We start from the raw sequence: 15,843 nt of genomic DNA on the forward strand, positions 1-15,843 counted from the left end.
CCCTAAGGGCTCGGGAGGGCGACGTCGACGACAAGGGCCTGGCTGTTCTGCACCGTGGTCACCGCGGATGTGGCCAGCGCCGCAGCGGTCGCGCTCAACCGGACCTCGACGAGGTAGTGCTGCGGCGCCTCGACCTCGGGGAACACGTAGTCGCCGGCGCCGGTCGTGACGGTGCTCGCGACGGGCCCGACGGCGGTGCCGTAGTCGCTCGCCCGGTACAGGTTGACCACGACCCCGGCGGCGCCGGCGCCCGCCTGCGTGACCTTGCCGCGGATGCTCGCGGGGCTGGCCAGCGTCGCGTCGAGCACCGCCGACTGGCCGGCGGCGAGGGTGACGATGCTCGACCTCGAGGCTGTCGAGGATCGGGAGAACGTGACCGTGTAGGTGCCGGGCGGCAACGCGTCCACCGCATACCTGCCACGCTGCGCGGCAGGGGTGGACGCCGTGCTGACCTCGTACTGCGCGGTTCCCGAGGACAGCGTCACGGTGACGTTGGGCGCCGGGCCCGTCACCACGCCCCGGTCGTCCGTCTGCGAGACGGTGCCGGTGAGCTGGGCGGTCGAGGAGCGCATCGCGGCGTTGACCCGATCGGCCCGCTGGGCGCCCGAGGTGACCGAGCCATGCGCGTCGAGGCTCACCGAGACGATCTGCGACGCCAGGTCCGCGCGGGAGAAGGTCACGGTGTAGGTGCCGGGGATCGCCAACCCGGACACCGACCACGCGCCCGGGCTCACCGCGGACTGGCTGACGGTCTGCCACGTCCGCGCCCCATCGCTGACCGACACCCCCACGCCGCCTGCTCCGAGGCTCGACGGCGTCACGCTGACCATGCCCCCGAGCCGCCCTGAGTCGACGCCGAGCGTCGCGGAGACGCCCGTGAGCGCCTGCCCGGCGGCGAGGTCGAGGCTGAGCGTGGCCGCCGAGTAGCCCTCGGCCGCGACGACGACCGTGAAGGTCGCCGGGGTTGGGAGGTTGCGCAGCGTGAACGACCCCACGTCACCGTCGGTGAGGGTGACGGTCCGCACGGTGACGTCGCCCGCGGTGGCGATCACGGTCGCGTCCCCGATCGGCCCCTGCGTCCCCACCACCGTGCCGGAGATGGTGCCGTCGCCTTCGAGCAACCGGATCTCGATGCCCGCGCGCAGCTCGCCGGCGGCGACGTCGACCCGCTGCACCTGCGTGCTGAACCCAGGCTTGGAGACGACGATGTCGTAGACGTTCGGCGAGGGGACGTCGTCCAGCCGGAACGAGCCGTCCGCGCCCACCGGGACCGAGCGGACGATCGCCCCCGAGGTGGCCGCGGGCGCGGCCCCCGCGATGTCGGGCTCCTCCATCGGAAGCTCCAGCTGCACCGTGGCGCCTGCCACGTCCGCCCCCACCACCAGGCCGGACAGCGTGGCGGGCACGCCGCCGAGCAGCACCACGAGGCCGGTGGCCGACTCCCCCACGCCGAGGTCGATGGACTGCGCCTGCTCGGCGGAGGGCGACGACGGGTACCAGACCTCGCTGAAGCCCGCGCCGCGGAACCGCAGCTTGTACTCCCCCGCGGCCAGCGTCGACAGCTCGAAGGCGCCGGCCTCGTCGGTGGCGGTCGTGGCCAGGGCCCGCGTCGGGTCCCCAGCGTCGAACGCCTCGACGGCGACGCCGGCGACGACCTCGCCCGACGAGAGCAGCCGCACGGCGCCGGCCACCGACGATGTCCCGGTGGTGGCGCCCTGGGCGCGCGCCTGCGCCACCTGCAGGGCCAGGTCCCGGTCCGCCGCCGAGCGGTTGACCACGCTGGTCAGGGCCACGGCGATGACCACAGCGAACACGCTCACGGCCACCAGCAGCCCGAGCATCGACATCAGGCCGCGGTTGAAGACCGGGCGCTGCACGAGCACCCCGATCGCCGCCGGGGGCGGCGCGTCGGAGGCGACGCTCGGCGCATGCGCGTCCGCGCCGTCAGGGACGGGCCGCCCGCCACGCCGGCCGGTCGCCACGTCGCCGCGCGGCTCGGCGATCCGCAGCTCGAACGGGCGCACCGCCGGGCTGCCGAACCAGGGCCGCCGTCCACGGGCGCGGAGCTCGGTGGTGATCTGCTCGCCGGGGGCCAGCACGAAGGTGTCGGGGACGAAGCCGAACCTGACCTTGCCCTCGGCGTCGGAGCCCACGAGCGACGACGTCTCCGTGGTGTTGCCGGTGTTCTCGACCACGACGCCGAACACCGCGCGCCGGCCAGCCGTCACGGTCGCGGGCTCGAGCCGCGCGTCCACGCGGGGAGCTCGGGGCACCTCGAGGGTGACCTCCTCGACGCTGGTCAGGCCTCCCTCGCCGAGGGCGGTGACCTGGACGGCCATCTGGCGCTCGCCCGCGGGGACGCCCTCGGGCAGCCGGACGCGCACCTCGGCCCGCTCCGTGGCGCCGGGGAACATCCGCAGCGTGGGTGTGTCCACCGTCACCCAGCTGGCGTCCGCGCCCAGGAATCGCACGGTCGCGCCGGCGATCACGTCAGAGGTGTTCGTCACCGTGACGGTCAGCACCGTCTCCTGGCCGGGGTAGGCCACCGCCCGGCGCGGCTCGGTCACCACCCGCACGTCAGGTCCCCGCCACGAGGTCGATGTCCTGGGACGCGACGCCACCAGCCGTGACCGTCACGAGTGCCGTGCCGACCACACGGGCGCCCTGCACCACCCGCACGGTGTAGCGGCGCGGCTCCAGCCCTCCCACGGTGAACGCCCCTGTGCCGCTCGCCGAGGTGGTGCGCCACGAGAGCCTCCCGTCCGTGACCTCGACGGTGGCTCCGCCCACTGCCGCGCCACCGCTCAGCACCCTGCCCGAGACGGAGCCCACAGCGGACGCCAGCGTGACCCGGACGGCGGCGGACCTCCCGTCGGGGCCCACCTCCACGGGCACGGTGGCGGGCGCGAACCCCGCGAGCTCGACCGTGATCGTGTGCGTGCTCCCGGCCGCGAGGCCCGTCAGCATGAACGAGCCGACGTCGCCCTGCGTGAGGGTGGTGACGACCGAGGCCGTCGACGACCCGCCGAGCCGCACCGTCGCCCCGCCCAGGCCGGCCCCCGAGGCGTCGGAGACCCTGCCGGTGACGGCGCCCGCCCCACCGCGCATCACCACATCGGCGCCGGCGCGCAACTCGCCCGGGCCTAGGTCCACGACCAGCGTGCGCGAGGCGTGCCCGTCCTTGGTGAAGGTCAGCACATAGGTGCCGGGCGTGGGCAGCCCCGCGAGCACGTAGGCCCCGACAGGGCCCGTCGTCGGGGTGCCCACCTCGACCGCCTGCCCGTCGACGGTGGTGCTCACCGCCACACCGCCGAGGCCTGCGGCGCCATCGGTCACCCGGCCGGTGATCTGCCCCGAGCCCGCGCCAAGTCGCACGTCGGTCACGAACCGCTCCTGGCCGCCCAGCACCCGCTCGGTCAGGGTGGTGGGCGCGTAGCCGTCCGCGCTGAACGTCAGCTCGTAGGCGCCGGGGGCGGGCAGCGCCGGCAGCGTGTACGCGCCGTCCGGGCCAGCCGTCGTCTCCCACGGCGACAGTTCCTCCGCGCCGGCCCACGCGGGCCGGGCCGTCACGGTGACGACCTCGTCCTCGTCGGCGAGCGTGACGGTCCCCCGCAGCGACCCGTCGTGTCCGGCGATCACCGCGTCGACGCCGTCAGTGACCTCGCGCGCGGTGGCCCGCACGGAGCCCGCCGCGTCCATGGCCGGCGCCTGCGGGTACCACACCTCGTCGTACCCCTCGGCGCTGAAGCGCAGGTGGTACGCGCCTGGCAGCAGGCCCGCGACGACGTAGCCGCCGTCCGCCTGGGTGGCGGCCGAGCTGACCACCACGGGCCCGTGGCGCCCCTGGCGGACCACCTCGACCGTGATCCGCCCGACCCCCTGCGAGTCGACGGCGCCGCGCACGGTCCCGCTCAACACACCGCCCACTCCCGCGGCCACGGCGCCGTCCTTCGGCACGGCGCCCGCGACACCGCCCGACCCCTCAGTGGCGGCCGCGGACGCCGCGAAGAACGATGCCGGCGCCACGCGCGTCAACGGGTCCTGGCCGAGGACTGCGCGGATGCCGAGGAGCGACACCGCCGCCCACATGCCGACGATAGCGACGAGCGTCAGGACCGTGAGGAGCCCTCGGCTGATCAGGGGCCGCTGCCGCAGCACGAGCGGCACCACCGCCTGCTGGTCGGCGGCCATGGCCTCGAGCCGCAGCGGGCGGTCCCGGTCCGACCCGACCAGGTGGCGGGGCCCGCGCGCCTCGACGGTGCAGCGGGCTCTCTCCCCGGGCGCCACCGACACCGCGGACGGGGTCACCCGGGCGCGCAGGGTCCGATCCGTGTCATCGGCCCGCAACGTGACGTCGAGCAGCACGTTGCCCTTGTTGACGACCTCGACGACGAAGTCCGCGCGGCGCCGGGCCCGGGCCACCGCCGGATCTGCCTCCACCGAGAGCTCGGCCCTGGCGCCCACCACCAGGAGCACCGTGTGCGCGCCGACCGGAACGGCCGGGTCGTTGCCGGTCACGACCAGCGTCAGCGGGTGCTCGCCGGCCGGGAAGCTGGCGGGCACGTCGACCACCGCGGTCAGCGTCCCCGAGGCGTCAGGGAACAGCGCCACCCGCTCGGGGCGCGCGTGAGTGAAGGCCTCGAGCGCCCCCTGCGCCCGCAGGCCGACGCCCTCGATCACCTGGCCGGTGTTGACGACCTCGAGCGGGATCTCGACGCTCGAGCCGGGGGCGGCCTCCACCCCGTCGACTGCGCACAGCACTCTCATGCGGCGGTCACGTGCGCCCGGGGCCGTCGGCGGGACGCACGAGTCCACCGCCCTCACGCCGAACGCCCGAGCCCACGGCGGGAGCCGTGACGGGCCCGACAGCGCCCTCGCGCGGCGTGGCCACCGCGGAGCCCGCCACCGACGTGACGGCTGGGGGCGCCGCCTCCCAGTCGAAGGCGTCACCGGCGACCGTCACCATGAGCAGGAAACTCGCCCGCAGCTGGCCGCCGAGCGCGCCCCACAGGTCGCGCGGACGGTTGCCCTGGTCCTGCACGACGGCGAGCTGCACCCCCGAGGCCAGCGGCGCGGGCAGGTGGCGGGCGGGCAGCACCTGGTGGGCGAGGACGCGGGACATCACGTCGCCGAGCAGTTGGTGCTCGTCGCGCACGACGCTCGCCCACGCGCTGACCAGGTAGTCGAGCTGGACCATGGGCAAGGGCGCGCGCTGCTGGGCGCCGGAGCCGGTGGTCCGGGCGGCAGCCGGCCGGGGCGGCTGCGCGCTCCTGCTGATGCCGTAGAGGAAGGCGTTGACGGTGATCCGGTTGACCTGCGAGGACCAGCTCGACGCGGGCGTCTCGAACGACACGTCGCCCACCTCACGCGGCAGCGGCAGGGTCTCGCGCCAGAACGCCTCGAGACCGTCCTCGACGATGGGGATCAGCAACAGAACTCTCCTCCATCGAATGTGACCGGACGTGCCCGCGCATCGGCGGCGCAGCCCGCGCACAGCGGGGCACGGGCTCGTCGAGGCTAGGCGGGGCGCGGCCAGCGGCTCTTCGGTAATCGCTACCCAAGTTGCGGGCGCGCGACCTAGCTGGTGGTCCGCACCGAGCCCGGCATGACGATCTGGACCACGCCGCCGTACGCGCAGTTGCACGTCGCCCCGGCGACGAGCGCGGGCGACCCGCCGACCCGCACCGTGGGCGACCCGCCAGCCCACGGCCCTGTCACCGGTGTGCACGGCATGGGGGTCAGCACCCCCAGCGCCGCGCTGGTGGCAGCTGCGACGGTCGGGTTCGACAGGCTCATGCACATCCCGAAGGGCGGGATGTTGACGAAGGGGGTCGCGTCGACCACGGTCGCGGCGGGCTTCCCCTCGACGGTGACGCGGGTGATCGGCAGCACCTGAATCGTCGAGGGCGCGACGCCGAACGAGCACATCAGCATCGCGGTCGAGGTGACCTGCGGCTTGCCCATGAGGCCCGCCTCAGACCTGTGAGCCGCGCACGGACGCGGTCAACTGCGCGCCCGTCGTTGTCACCAGGCAGGTGATGTCGCGGTCCTCGCCCTGCGACCAGCCACGCGCCGACGGCAGCAGGTAGGTGAAGAACAGCTTGGAGTCGCGGTAGTCCACGCCGACGTAGCGCTCGAACTCGGCGACGCACGTGCCGTCGGCATAGGTCTGCAGCTGCGCGTCGCCCGGGAACTCGGCGTCGGCCGGCTCGTAGCCGGTCACGGCGAAGACCTCGAGGGTGTGCTCGTGCTCGCAGGCCACCCGCTCGACGGCGGTCAGCTCCGCGGTGATCTCCGTCGGGGCCCGGAGGCAGTCCCCGACCTCGAGGTCGAACACGTCGACGGTGTCGCCGGTGTCCCCGCCGTCCCCGAACCAGGCGCACCCGCCCAGCACGGGCGCCACGAGCAACCCGGAGGCGACGGCGGCCGCGCGCCTGCTCCGGCGCCTGTCGATGCCCACGGCCATGCTCTCGTCAGTAATCACCACGGCCCCCACGCTAGAGGCGTGGGGGCCGTGGGTCTTGCGTAGTCATTGCTGAGAAAACGCGTGGATCAGTGCGCGTGCTGGCCGCGCGAGAACTCGAAAACCCAGCCGACGAGGCCGATCACACCGAGTGCCGCGCCGATGTACGCGATCCACCATCCGGCGGCCATGCCGAGGAAGGCGAGGGCCGCCGCGGCGGCGATGACCAGCGGCCACCAGCTCCACGGGCTGTACACGCCCTGGTCGCCGGCGCCCTGGGCGATCTCGCCCTCGGGGTCGTCCTCCGGGCGCGGGTCGATCCGGCGGGACAGCAGGCGGAAGTAGCCGCCGATCATCCCGACCAGCGCGGCCACCAGCGGGATCCCGAGGGACCCGGTGGGCTCCCAGCCGCTCCAGATGCCGTAGATGAGCCCGACGGGGAGGAAGAAGATGACCCCGTAGAGGAAGAGCTTGTACTCGATCTTCATCGCTGGTCCTCCGGCTCGTCGCCCTGGTCCTTCACCTGGGTCGCGGACTGCTCGGGCTCGCTGGTGCCCTGCGCGAGGCGCTCGTCCACCAGCGTGTTCTGCCCACGGCGGTCGGCGTCGCCGAGCAGCTCGTCGAGCACGCCAGAGTCCGGCGTGGCCCGGTCGAGGGCGGCGATCTCCGGGTGGTGCAGGTCGAACGCGGGGCGCTCGGAGCGGATGCGCGGCAGCGATGTGAAGTTGTGCCGCGGCGGCGGGCAGCTCGTGGCCCACTCGAGCGACGAGCCGTAGCCCCACGGGTCGTCGACGGTGACCTTGGGCGCCCGGCGCCAGGTGATGTAGACGTTCCAGAGGAACGGCAGCGTCGAGGCCGCGAGGAGCACCGAGCCCACGGTCGAGAGCTGGTTCATCCACGTGAACCCGTCCTGCGGCGAGTAGTCGGCGTACCGGCGGGGCATGCCCGCGACGCCCAGCCAGTGCTGCACCAGGAACGTGGCGTGGAAGCCGACGAACAGCATCCAGAAGTGGATCTTCCCGAGCCGCTCGTCGAGCATGCGGCCGGTGAACTTAGGCCACCAGAAGTACAGCCCGGCGAACATCATGAACACGACGGTGCCGAAGACCACGTAGTGGAAGTGCGCGACCACGAAGTACGAGTCGGACAGGTGGAAGTCGAGCGCCGGGCTGGACAGGATGATGCCGGTCAGGCCGCCGAAGAGGAACGTGACCATGAACCCGATCGTCCACAGCATGGGTGTCTCGAAGGTGAGCTTCCCTCGCCACATCGTGCCGATCCAGTTGAAGAACTTCACCCCGGTCGGCACCGCGATCAGCATGGTCATCAGCGCGAAGAAGGGCAGCAGCACGGCGCCGGTGACGTACATGTGGTGCGCCCACACGGTCATCGACAGCGCGGCGATCGCGATGATCGCGTAGACGAGGCCCTTGTAGCCGAACAGCGGCTTGCGGCTGAACACCGGGATGATCTCGGACGCGATGCCGAAGAAGGGCAGCGCGATGATGTAGACCTCGGGGTGCCCGAAGAACCAGAACAGGTGCTGCCAGAGCAGGGCTCCCCCGTTGTCGGGGTTGAAGACCTGCGCCCCGAGGCGTCGGTCGGCCCCGAGGGCGAACAGCGCAGAGGCCAGCGGGGGGAACGCCATGAGGATCATCAGGGCGGTGATGAGCGTGCCCCAGGTGAACACCGGCATCCGGAACATGGTCATGCCGGGCGCGCGCATCGTCACGATCGTGGTGATGAAGTTGACGGCGCCGAGGATGGTGCCGAAGCCGGTCAGCGCGAGGCCGAAGACCCAGAGGTCTCCCCCCAGCCCTGGCGAGTAGACGGCGTTGGACAACGGCGCGTAGGCGAACCAGCCGAACGACGCGGCGCCCTGCGGGGTGACGAACCCGGCGCACGCGATGATGCCGCCGAACAGGTAGAGCCAGTACGCGAACATGTTCAGCCGCGGGAACGCGACGTCCGGCGCGCCGATCTGCAGCGGCATGATCACGTTGGCGAAGCCCGCGAACAGCGGCGTCGCGAACAGCAGCAGCATGATCGTGCCGTGCATCGTGAAGAGCTGGTTGTACTGCTCCTTCGACTGCACGATCTGGATGCCGGGTTCGAAGAGCTCGGCGCGGATCAGCAGGGCGAGTACGCCGGCGAAGCAGAAGAAGAGGAACGACGTGATCAGGTACAGGTACCCGATCGTCTTGTGGTCGGTGGAGGTGATCCACTTGACCACCGTCCGTCCGAGCGTCTGGCGGTTCGGGGCGAGCCCGGGGATCGCCTCGGTTGCGGTGGCCATCAGTTGTCTTCCTCTTCGGTGCCGCTCACGTTGGTGTTGTCGCCCCGCAGGTCCTGCTGCCGGTTGTACTCGAGCCCCAGCGCGCCGGTCTGCCCGGCGGCACGCAGCTCGGCGATGTGCGCGTCGTACTCGTCGCGCTCGACGACCTTGACGTTGAACAGCATCGAGGAGTGCTCCTCGCCGCAGAGCTCGGCGCACTTGCCGACGTACTCGCCGACGCGGGTGGGCACGATCTGGAACTCGTTGGTCCGGCCGGGGAACATGTCGAGCTTGTAGAGGAACGCGGGCACCCAGAAGGAGTGGATGACGTCGCGGGAGTTGAGGACGAACTGCACGCGCTCGTCGACGGGCAGCCACAGCGTCGGCTGCTCGGTGAGCACGCCGTCGAGGCCGATCTCCTGGGCGTGCTCGCCGGTGTCGTAGACGTCGTCGGTGAGGTAGTTGAAGTCCCAGCTCCACTGCTTGCCGACGACCTGGACCGTGAGGTCGGTCGGCGCCTCGTTGGACTGGATCTCCGACTGGTCGCGCGCCGTGAAGTAGTAGAGGACGCCGACCATGATGATCGGCATGATCACGTACATGACCTCGAGCGGGACGTGGTACCGCAGCTGGACGGGCAGGCGGTCGTCGTTCTTCCGCTTCCGGTAGACCGTGATGCACCACAGGATCAGGCCCCACGTGATGACGCCCACCGCGAGGGCGGCGATCCACGAGCCGACCCACAGGTTGGTGATCCGACCGGTCTGGTTGGTCACCTCGCCGTCGGTGTAGCCGGGCAGGAAGCCGCGCTGGACCTCCGCGGAGCACCCCGCGAGGGCTAGGACAGCGACGGTGACCAGGGCGCCCCACTTCAGGGCGGGCCGCCGGTTCCGGCTGGTGTTCTGCGAGCGCACTGGGGACCTCTCACTCACGTCCCGGTTCTGAGCCACCGCCTCTTCGGGTGGCCTCCACCTGGGACCTTCGTCCTCGACGTGTGCAGCCTAGCGTCAAGATCAGCCGTCAGCGTGACCACGGCGCGCTGAAGACGACAACCTGTCAGCACGCGGACACTCGCGTGGCCATGGCCGGCCCCGCCCGCCGGGGACGTGCCGTGCGGGCAGAGCGCGCTACCGTGCCGACGTGACCCTCCCTCTCGCGCGCCGACCGCGCCCCCTGCCGCGGAGCGGCATGTGACGGACGCCACCCGCCCTACCCGCGTGTTCCTCGACGCCGGAGGCCGCGCGCCGGTGCTTCCCGCCGCTCGCGAGGCCTTCCTGCAGGCGCTCGACGAAGGCTGGGCCGACCCCCGCAGGCTGCACTCGGAAGGCCGCCGCGCCCGCCTGCTGCTCGACGGCGCACGCGAGGCCATCGCCGCCGCGGTCGGCGCGCGGGCCGAGGAGGTGGACCTCCACGGCTCGCACACCCTCGCCCTGCACGCCGGCGTGCGGGCGGTGGCGCGTGGGCGCCGCCGCGCCGGGCGCGACCTGGTGGTGTCGGCGGTCGAGCGCGCGGCGGTGCTGGAGGCCGCGGCGTTCTCCGCGGCGCAGCCCTGGGGCGGCGATCGGGGCCGGCGCGTCGACGTGCCGGTCGACCGGCTGGGCAGGGTCGACCTCAACGCGTGGGCCGCGGCGGTCGGCGCGCCCGGTGTCGCGGTCGCCGCCCTGCAGCACGCGAGCGGGGAGGTCGGCTCGACCCAGCCGGTCGAGGCCGCGCACGATCTGGCGCGCCGGTCGGGCGTGCCGCTGCTGGTGGACGCCGGCGCGAGCCTCGGGCACGTGCCGGTGGGCGGCTCATGGGACGTGCTCGCCGCCGACCCGGCCGACTGGGGAGCGCTCGGCGGCGTGGGTGTGCTGGTCACGCGCGCCGGGGTGCGCCGGGCGACCGACTGGCCCGAGGACGAGGACCGCTGGTCCCCGGGCGGGGTGAGCGTTCCCGCTGCGCTCGCCGCCGCGGTGGCCCTGCAGGACGCGCTGCGCACTGCGCCATCGGACGAAGGCCGGCGCCGGGATCTGGTGCGCCGCGTCCGGGAGCGCGTCGCCGCCGAGGCGCCGGACGTGGAGGTGGTGGGCGACCCGGAAGGGCGGCTCCCCCACGTGGTCACGTTCTCGTGCCTGTACGTCGACGGCGAGGCGCTGGTCGGCGAGCTCGACCGGCTGGGGTTCGCCGTCGGCTCCGGATCGGCGTGCACCTCCAGCGCCCTCGAGCCGAGCCACGTGCTGGCCGCCATGGGCGTGCTCACCCACGGGAACGTGCGGCTGGCCCTGCCCCGCGACGTGCGCGCCGAGGACGTCGAACGGTTCTGCGACGTCCTGCCGGGGGCCGTGGCGAAGGTCCGCGAGGCCCTCGGGGTGCAGGGCCTGTGACCGGCGAGGCGACGGTCGACGCGCGCGGGCTCCGGTGCCCGATGCCGGTGATCCGCCTGGCCAAGGCAGCCCGGGACCTGCCAGACGGCGCCGTGGTCACCGTGCTCGCCACGGACCCGGCGGCGCGCCACGACGTGCCCGCCTGGGCCCGGATGCGGGGCCACACGCTGCTCGGCGTCGAGGACGCGGCCGAGGGCGTCACCGCGATCTCGGTCCGCCTGGGCCCGCCCCCTCCACCGGCCCCCGACGCACGATGAGCCCGGCGCCGCAAGGGCGCCGGGCTCATCGTCGGGCGTCCACGCGGGACGCCGGCCGCCTCAGCCGAACGAGCCGCCGCAGGCGCAGGAGCTGCCCGCGTTCGGGTTGTCGATCGTGAAGCCCTGCTTCTCGATGGTGTCCGCGAAGTCGATCGTCGCGCCGTCCAGGTAGGGGACGCTCATGCGGTCCACGACGACCTCGACGCCGTCGTAGTCCCGCAGCGCGTCGCCGTCCAGGACCCGCTCGTCGAAGTAGAGCTGGTAGATCAGGCCCGAGCAGCCACCGGGCTGCACGGCGACCCGAAGTCGCAGGTCGTCACGGCCCTCCTGCTCGAGCAGGCTGCGGACCTTGTCCGCGGCGACGTCGGTCAGGTTGACGCCGTGCGTGGCGGTCTCGGTGGTCTCGCTCATGGTCTCTCCAGGCCTCGATGAAAGGGTCGAGTGGTGCGGGCGCTTCCGTCGATCTCGTCAACAGCGCCGTGCGACAAGTTGTTCCCACCCTACGCCGCGGCGCCTAGGACCCTCAGCACCAGCCGCCGCACGTCGCGCGCGAGCGGGGCGGGCGAGCAGGCGGACGGGGCTCAGCGGGACCAGGTCTGCGCGACCCGCGCCGCGCGGCGCCGCAGCGCCCCCGCCGGGTCGTTGAGGGACTCCGCCACCTGGGCGGGGCTCTGCGCGACGGCGTAGACGCCCGCGATGCCCGCGGCGCCCCATTCCCGGCGCCCGACGTCGACCTGCCCGGCGATGACAACGGCCGGGACGGCGGCGGCGAGGGCGCGCTCGGCGACCGCCGCGACCACCTTCCCGTGCAGGGACTGCCAGTCGAACCGGCCCTCGCCGGTGACGACCACGTCGGCCTCCCCCACCTGCCGCGCCAGGCCGACAGCGTCGGCGACCAACGCCGAGCCCGGCGCCAGCCGCGCGCCGAGCAGCGAGAGCCCGAAGCCGAGCCCGCCCGCGGCGCCGGCCCCGGGAGCCGAGGCGAGGCGCGGGGCGGGCGCCGCCGAGCGGGCGAGGAGATCGGGGCGCACCGCGTCGCCCAGGGCGGCCACGGCGAGGTGGGCGAAGTGGCCCAGCGCCCGCTCCAGGTCCTGGGCCTGCTCGGCGGAGGCGCCCTTCTGCGCCGCGAAGCCCGCGCTGGCGCCGTGCAGGCCCAGCAGCGGCACATCGACGTCGCACGCCACGAGGATCTCCACGCCGCGGAGGCCGGCCCGCACCGCGGCCAGCCCTGCCAGGTCCGCGGGGCCGACGCCGCCGAGCCCTCCACCGCCACCCGCGAGGACGGAGCCGGGCTCCCCCACGCCGAGCTCCGCGAGCATCCCGGCGCCCGCGTCGTTCGTCGCCGAGCCGCCCAGCCCCACGACGACCCGCCGCGCGCCGGAGTCGACCGCGGCCCGGAGGAGCATGCCGATCCCCGCCGACGACGTGCGGGTGGGGTCACGGCGCTCGGGCGGCACCACCTGCAGCCCGATGGCGTGCGCCGACTCGATGTACGCGGTCCGCGCCCCGTCGGGGCCGTCCACCACGAGGAGCGCGGCCGGGACCGGCTCACCGAGCGGCGACGAGACCGTCACCGAGTGCAGCTCGCCGCCCAGGTGGGCGCGCAGCGCGTCGAGGAAGCCGGGGCCGCCGTCCGCCATCGGGCAGCGCACCAGCGCGTCGCCCGGCGCTGCCTGCGCCCAGCCCTCGCTGATCGCGTCGGCAGCCTGCTGGGCCGTCAAGGTGTCGCCGAAGCCGTCCGGGGCGATGAGCACGCGCATCGGGCGATGATGGCACGCGCAGTGCGTGGGACCTGCCGCCCGGCGACCTCTCCCGGCCTTGTGGGAGGATCGGCCGCGTGAGCCTCACCGTCACCCCGCCGTCCGCCTTCAACGAGCCGGCGCCGTCTGCGCTGCTGCTGCTCGGTCGTGGCGCCGACCTGGCCTCTGAACGCGGGGTCGAGTGCCCCGGCGACCTGCCAGCGGCCAGTGACCCCGACCTCGTCGACCGGGCCCGGGCGGCCCGCGCCGCGCTCGGCGACCGGGCGTTCGTGCTCGGCCACCACTACCAGCGCGACGAGGTCATCGACTTCGCCGACGTCACGGGCGACTCGTTCAAGCTCGCGCGCGAGGCGGCCGCCCGCCCGGAGGCCGAGTTCATCCTCTTCTGCGGCGTCCACTTCATGGCGGAGTCCGCGGACATCCTGACCTCTGACGCGCAGCAGGTCGTGCTCCCGGACCTCGCCGCCGGCTGCTCGATGGCGGACATGGCCGCCATCCACCAGGTCGAGGACGCCTGGGACGTGCTGCTGGACGCCGGCGTGGCCGAGGACACCGTGCCGGTCACGTACATGAACTCCTCGGCGGCGATCAAGGCGTTCACCGGCCGGCACGGGGGGACGGTCTGCACGTCGTCCAACGCGCACGTCGCCCTGCGCTGGGCCTTCGACCGCGTCGGCGGCGTGGAGGGCTCCGGCAAGGTGCTGTTCATGCCCGACCAGCACCTCGGCCGCAACACCGCGGTGCGCCAGCTGGGACTGTCGCTGGACGACTGCGTCGTCTTCGACCCCCGCAAGCCCGGCGGCGGGCTCACTGCCCAGGAGCTGCGGGACGCCCGGATGATCCTGTGGCGGGGGCACTGCTCCGTGCACGGGCGGTTCACCGAGCGCAACGTGGTCGAGGCCCGAGCGGCCGTCCCGGGGATCAACGTGATCGTGCACCCGGAGTGCCGCCACGAGGTCGTCGCAGCGGCCGACCAGGTGGGCTCGACCGAGCACATCATCAAGGCGCTGGACGCGGCCGAGCCCGGCTCGGCGTGGGCGATCGGCACCGAGCTGAACCTGGTCCGGCGCCTCGCGAACGCCCACCCGGACAAGCAGGTGCACTACCTGGACTCGACGGTGTGCTTCTGCTCCACGATGAACCGCATCGACCTGCCGCACCTCGTGTGGGCCATGGAGTCGCTCGTGGCGGGCAGGGTCGTCAACCGCATCGTCGTCGACCCCGACGACGCCCGCTGGGCACGCGCCGCCCTGGACCAGATGCTGGCGCTGCCCGGGATCTGACCGACCGAGGCCCCACGTCGAGAGGAACGCCATGCCGACCGGACGACCGCTGCGGGTGGGCATCTTCGTGTTCGACGACTGCGAGGAGCTCGACGTCGTCGGGCCCTACGAGGTCCTGGCGGCCTGGGCCCGGCGCTCGCCGCTGCGGCCGCAGGTCGTGACCTTCTCCGCCGATGGCGGCGGAGTGCGGTGCGCGAAGGGCCTGCGCCTGGTGCCGGACCACGGGGCCGCCGATGTGGGGCCCCTGCACGTCCTGGTCCATCCGGGAGGGGGCGGCGCCCGCGCCCTCGCGCGGGACGCCGCGCACCTCGACTGGCTGCGCGGGCTCCGATCCGAGACGCCCCTGGTCGCGAGCGTCTGCACGGGCGCGCTGGTGCTCGCGGCGGCCGGCCTGCTCTCTGGGCGCCCGGCGACGACGCACTGGCGCGCGTTCGACGAGCTCGCGGCCCTCGACCCCACGGTGCTGCGCGACACCGAGTCCCGGTTCGTGGACGACGGCGACGTGGTGACCTCAGCCGGCGTCTCGGCGGGCATCGACATGGCCCTGCACCTCGTCTCCCGGCTCGACTCCCCGGAGGAGGCTCACCTGGTGCGCCTGGACCTGCAGTACGACCCCGCGCCCACCGTCTAGCCTGACCGTCCGGCCACGCGGCCCGTCCGCGCCCCGGCGCCCGCACCGCCGCCAGCCCCAGCCGCACGACCCGAGGACGTGACCATGCCGCTGCACGACGCGCCCCGCGTGCCCGCCCCATCAGCCAACGACCGGACCGCCTCATGAACCGGCTCGTGAGGCTGCTCCTCGTGTGGCTGGCCGCCCGGAGGTCACTGCGCACCACCCCGCCGCACGAGCGCCCCTCAGGGCTCGACGAGTACCGCACGCCGATGCGGGTCATGCCCAACGACCTCGACCTGCTGCGGCACATGAACAACGGCGTGTTCTTCACCCTGCTCGACATCGGGCGGGTGGACCTGCTGGTGCGCAGCGGCGCCCAGCACGCTGTGCGAAGCCAGGGCTGGTACCCGGTCGTGGTGGGCGAGTCCATCCGCTTCCGACGCTCGCTCACACTCTGGGAGCGGTTCGAGATCGTCACCCGGGTGCTCGGCTGGGACGAGCGGATCGTGTACCTCGAGCAGCGGTTCGAGCGGGCCGGGCGCGATGGCCGCCCCGAGGTGGTGGCCGAGGCGTGGATCGTCGCCCGGTTCCTGCGCCGCACGGGCGGCGCCGTCCCGGCGGGCGACGTCGCCGCCGCGTTCGGACTGGACGGGCCCTCGCCGCAGGCCCCGGAGGCCGTGCTGGCCTGGTCGCGGTCGCTCGACCTCGCGCATCGCCCGACGGACGCGTCGCCCGACGGGCACGCCGACGCGCGCGAGCCCGAAGCGCCGGGCCCCGCCTCGACGCCCGCCTGAGCCGACGTCGCGGCGCCGCCCCGCGGGGAGCGGCG

The 15,843-nt window shown here is 73.7% G+C and carries 15 protein-coding genes; 5 read left to right on the forward strand and 10 right to left on the reverse strand.

Features of this window, described 5'->3' with window-relative positions; all coding sequences use genetic code 11:
• Positions 1-2 precede the first annotated feature (2 nt).
• From NP064_RS09010 to ctaC, 8 genes are all read right to left on the reverse strand, one after another.
• Positions 3-2,567 carry a carboxypeptidase-like regulatory domain-containing protein gene (locus NP064_RS09010; RefSeq protein ID WP_227569310.1) on the reverse strand — a complete coding sequence of 855 codons (2,565 nt, stop codon included), beginning with the start codon at positions 2,565-2,567 and terminating at the stop codon, positions 3-5.
• Positions 2,568-2,577: 10 nt separating this feature from the next.
• Positions 2,578-4,767: a carboxypeptidase regulatory-like domain-containing protein gene (locus NP064_RS09015; protein ID WP_227569311.1), complete on the reverse strand. Its 2,190-nt coding sequence runs from the start codon at positions 4,765-4,767 to the stop codon at positions 2,578-2,580.
• Between the two features lie 7 nt (positions 4,768-4,774).
• Positions 4,775-5,431: a Pvc16 family protein gene (locus tag NP064_RS09020; protein ID WP_227569312.1), complete on the reverse strand. Its 657-nt coding sequence runs from the start codon at positions 5,429-5,431 to the stop codon at positions 4,775-4,777.
• Positions 5,432-5,577: 146 nt separating this feature from the next.
• Positions 5,578-5,964: a DUF4280 domain-containing protein gene (locus tag NP064_RS09025; RefSeq protein ID WP_227569313.1), complete on the reverse strand. Its 387-nt coding sequence runs from the start codon at positions 5,962-5,964 to the stop codon at positions 5,578-5,580.
• A gap of 10 nt (positions 5,965-5,974) precedes the next feature.
• On the reverse strand, positions 5,975-6,487 hold the full coding sequence (locus tag NP064_RS09030) for a septum formation family protein (RefSeq protein ID WP_227569314.1): 513 nt from the start codon (positions 6,485-6,487) through the stop codon (positions 5,975-5,977).
• Positions 6,488-6,552: 65 nt separating this feature from the next.
• Positions 6,553-6,951, reverse strand: a complete 399-nt coding sequence (locus NP064_RS09035; protein ID WP_227569315.1) for a cytochrome c oxidase subunit 4 — start codon at positions 6,949-6,951, stop codon at positions 6,553-6,555.
• Complete coding sequence (gene ctaD, locus NP064_RS09040; protein ID WP_227569316.1) at positions 6,948-8,759, reverse strand: aa3-type cytochrome oxidase subunit I; 1,812 nt, start codon at positions 8,757-8,759, stop codon at positions 6,948-6,950. The genes NP064_RS09035 and ctaD overlap by 4 nt, the downstream gene beginning before the upstream one ends.
• Positions 8,759-9,670 carry an aa3-type cytochrome oxidase subunit II gene (ctaC, locus tag NP064_RS09045; RefSeq protein ID WP_227569317.1) on the reverse strand — a complete coding sequence of 304 codons (912 nt, stop codon included), beginning with the start codon at positions 9,668-9,670 and terminating at the stop codon, positions 8,759-8,761. The genes ctaD and ctaC overlap by 1 nt, the downstream gene beginning before the upstream one ends.
• Before the next feature lie 258 nt (positions 9,671-9,928).
• Between ctaC and NP064_RS09050 the strand changes: the two genes are divergently transcribed.
• Positions 9,929-11,101: an aminotransferase class V-fold PLP-dependent enzyme gene (locus NP064_RS09050; protein ID WP_227569318.1), complete on the forward strand. Its 1,173-nt coding sequence runs from the start codon at positions 9,929-9,931 to the stop codon at positions 11,099-11,101.
• A 41-nt stretch (positions 11,102-11,142) separates the two neighbouring features.
• Positions 11,143-11,358: a sulfurtransferase TusA family protein gene (locus NP064_RS09055; protein WP_372456366.1), complete on the forward strand. Its 216-nt coding sequence runs from the start codon at positions 11,143-11,145 to the stop codon at positions 11,356-11,358.
• A 60-nt stretch (positions 11,359-11,418) separates the two neighbouring features.
• Here NP064_RS09055 and erpA read toward each other — a convergent pair whose 3' ends face one another.
• Together erpA and NP064_RS09065 are read right to left on the reverse strand one after the other, a co-directional pair.
• A complete protein-coding gene (gene erpA, locus NP064_RS09060) occupies positions 11,419-11,769 on the reverse strand; it encodes an iron-sulfur cluster insertion protein ErpA (protein ID WP_066589160.1) in 351 nt (116 codons plus the stop codon).
• A gap of 170 nt (positions 11,770-11,939) precedes the next feature.
• A complete protein-coding gene (locus NP064_RS09065; protein ID WP_227569320.1) occupies positions 11,940-13,118 on the reverse strand; it encodes a glycerate kinase family protein in 1,179 nt (392 codons plus the stop codon).
• A 77-nt stretch (positions 13,119-13,195) separates the two neighbouring features.
• On the opposite strand from NP064_RS09065, the gene nadA reads away from it, so the two are divergent.
• The 3 genes from nadA to NP064_RS09080 all read left to right on the forward strand — a co-directional run bounded on the left by nadA (position 13,196) and on the right by NP064_RS09080 (position 15,808).
• The gene (gene nadA, locus NP064_RS09070; RefSeq protein ID WP_227569321.1) at positions 13,196-14,401 is read left to right on the forward strand and encodes a quinolinate synthase NadA; all 1,206 of its coding nucleotides are present in this window, start codon (positions 13,196-13,198) and stop codon (positions 14,399-14,401) included.
• 31 nt (positions 14,402-14,432) lie between these two features.
• Positions 14,433-15,032, forward strand: coding sequence for a DJ-1/PfpI family protein (locus tag NP064_RS09075; RefSeq protein WP_227569322.1), 600 nt, complete (start codon positions 14,433-14,435; stop codon positions 15,030-15,032).
• A 143-nt stretch (positions 15,033-15,175) separates the two neighbouring features.
• Complete coding sequence (locus NP064_RS09080) at positions 15,176-15,808, forward strand: acyl-CoA thioesterase (RefSeq protein ID WP_256813525.1); 633 nt, start codon at positions 15,176-15,178, stop codon at positions 15,806-15,808.
• The last annotated feature ends 35 nt before the right edge of the window (positions 15,809-15,843 follow it).

The organism is Cellulomonas chengniuliangii, assembly GCF_024508335.1.
Lineage (GTDB): Bacteria > Actinomycetota > Actinomycetes > Actinomycetales > Cellulomonadaceae > Cellulomonas_A > Cellulomonas_A chengniuliangii.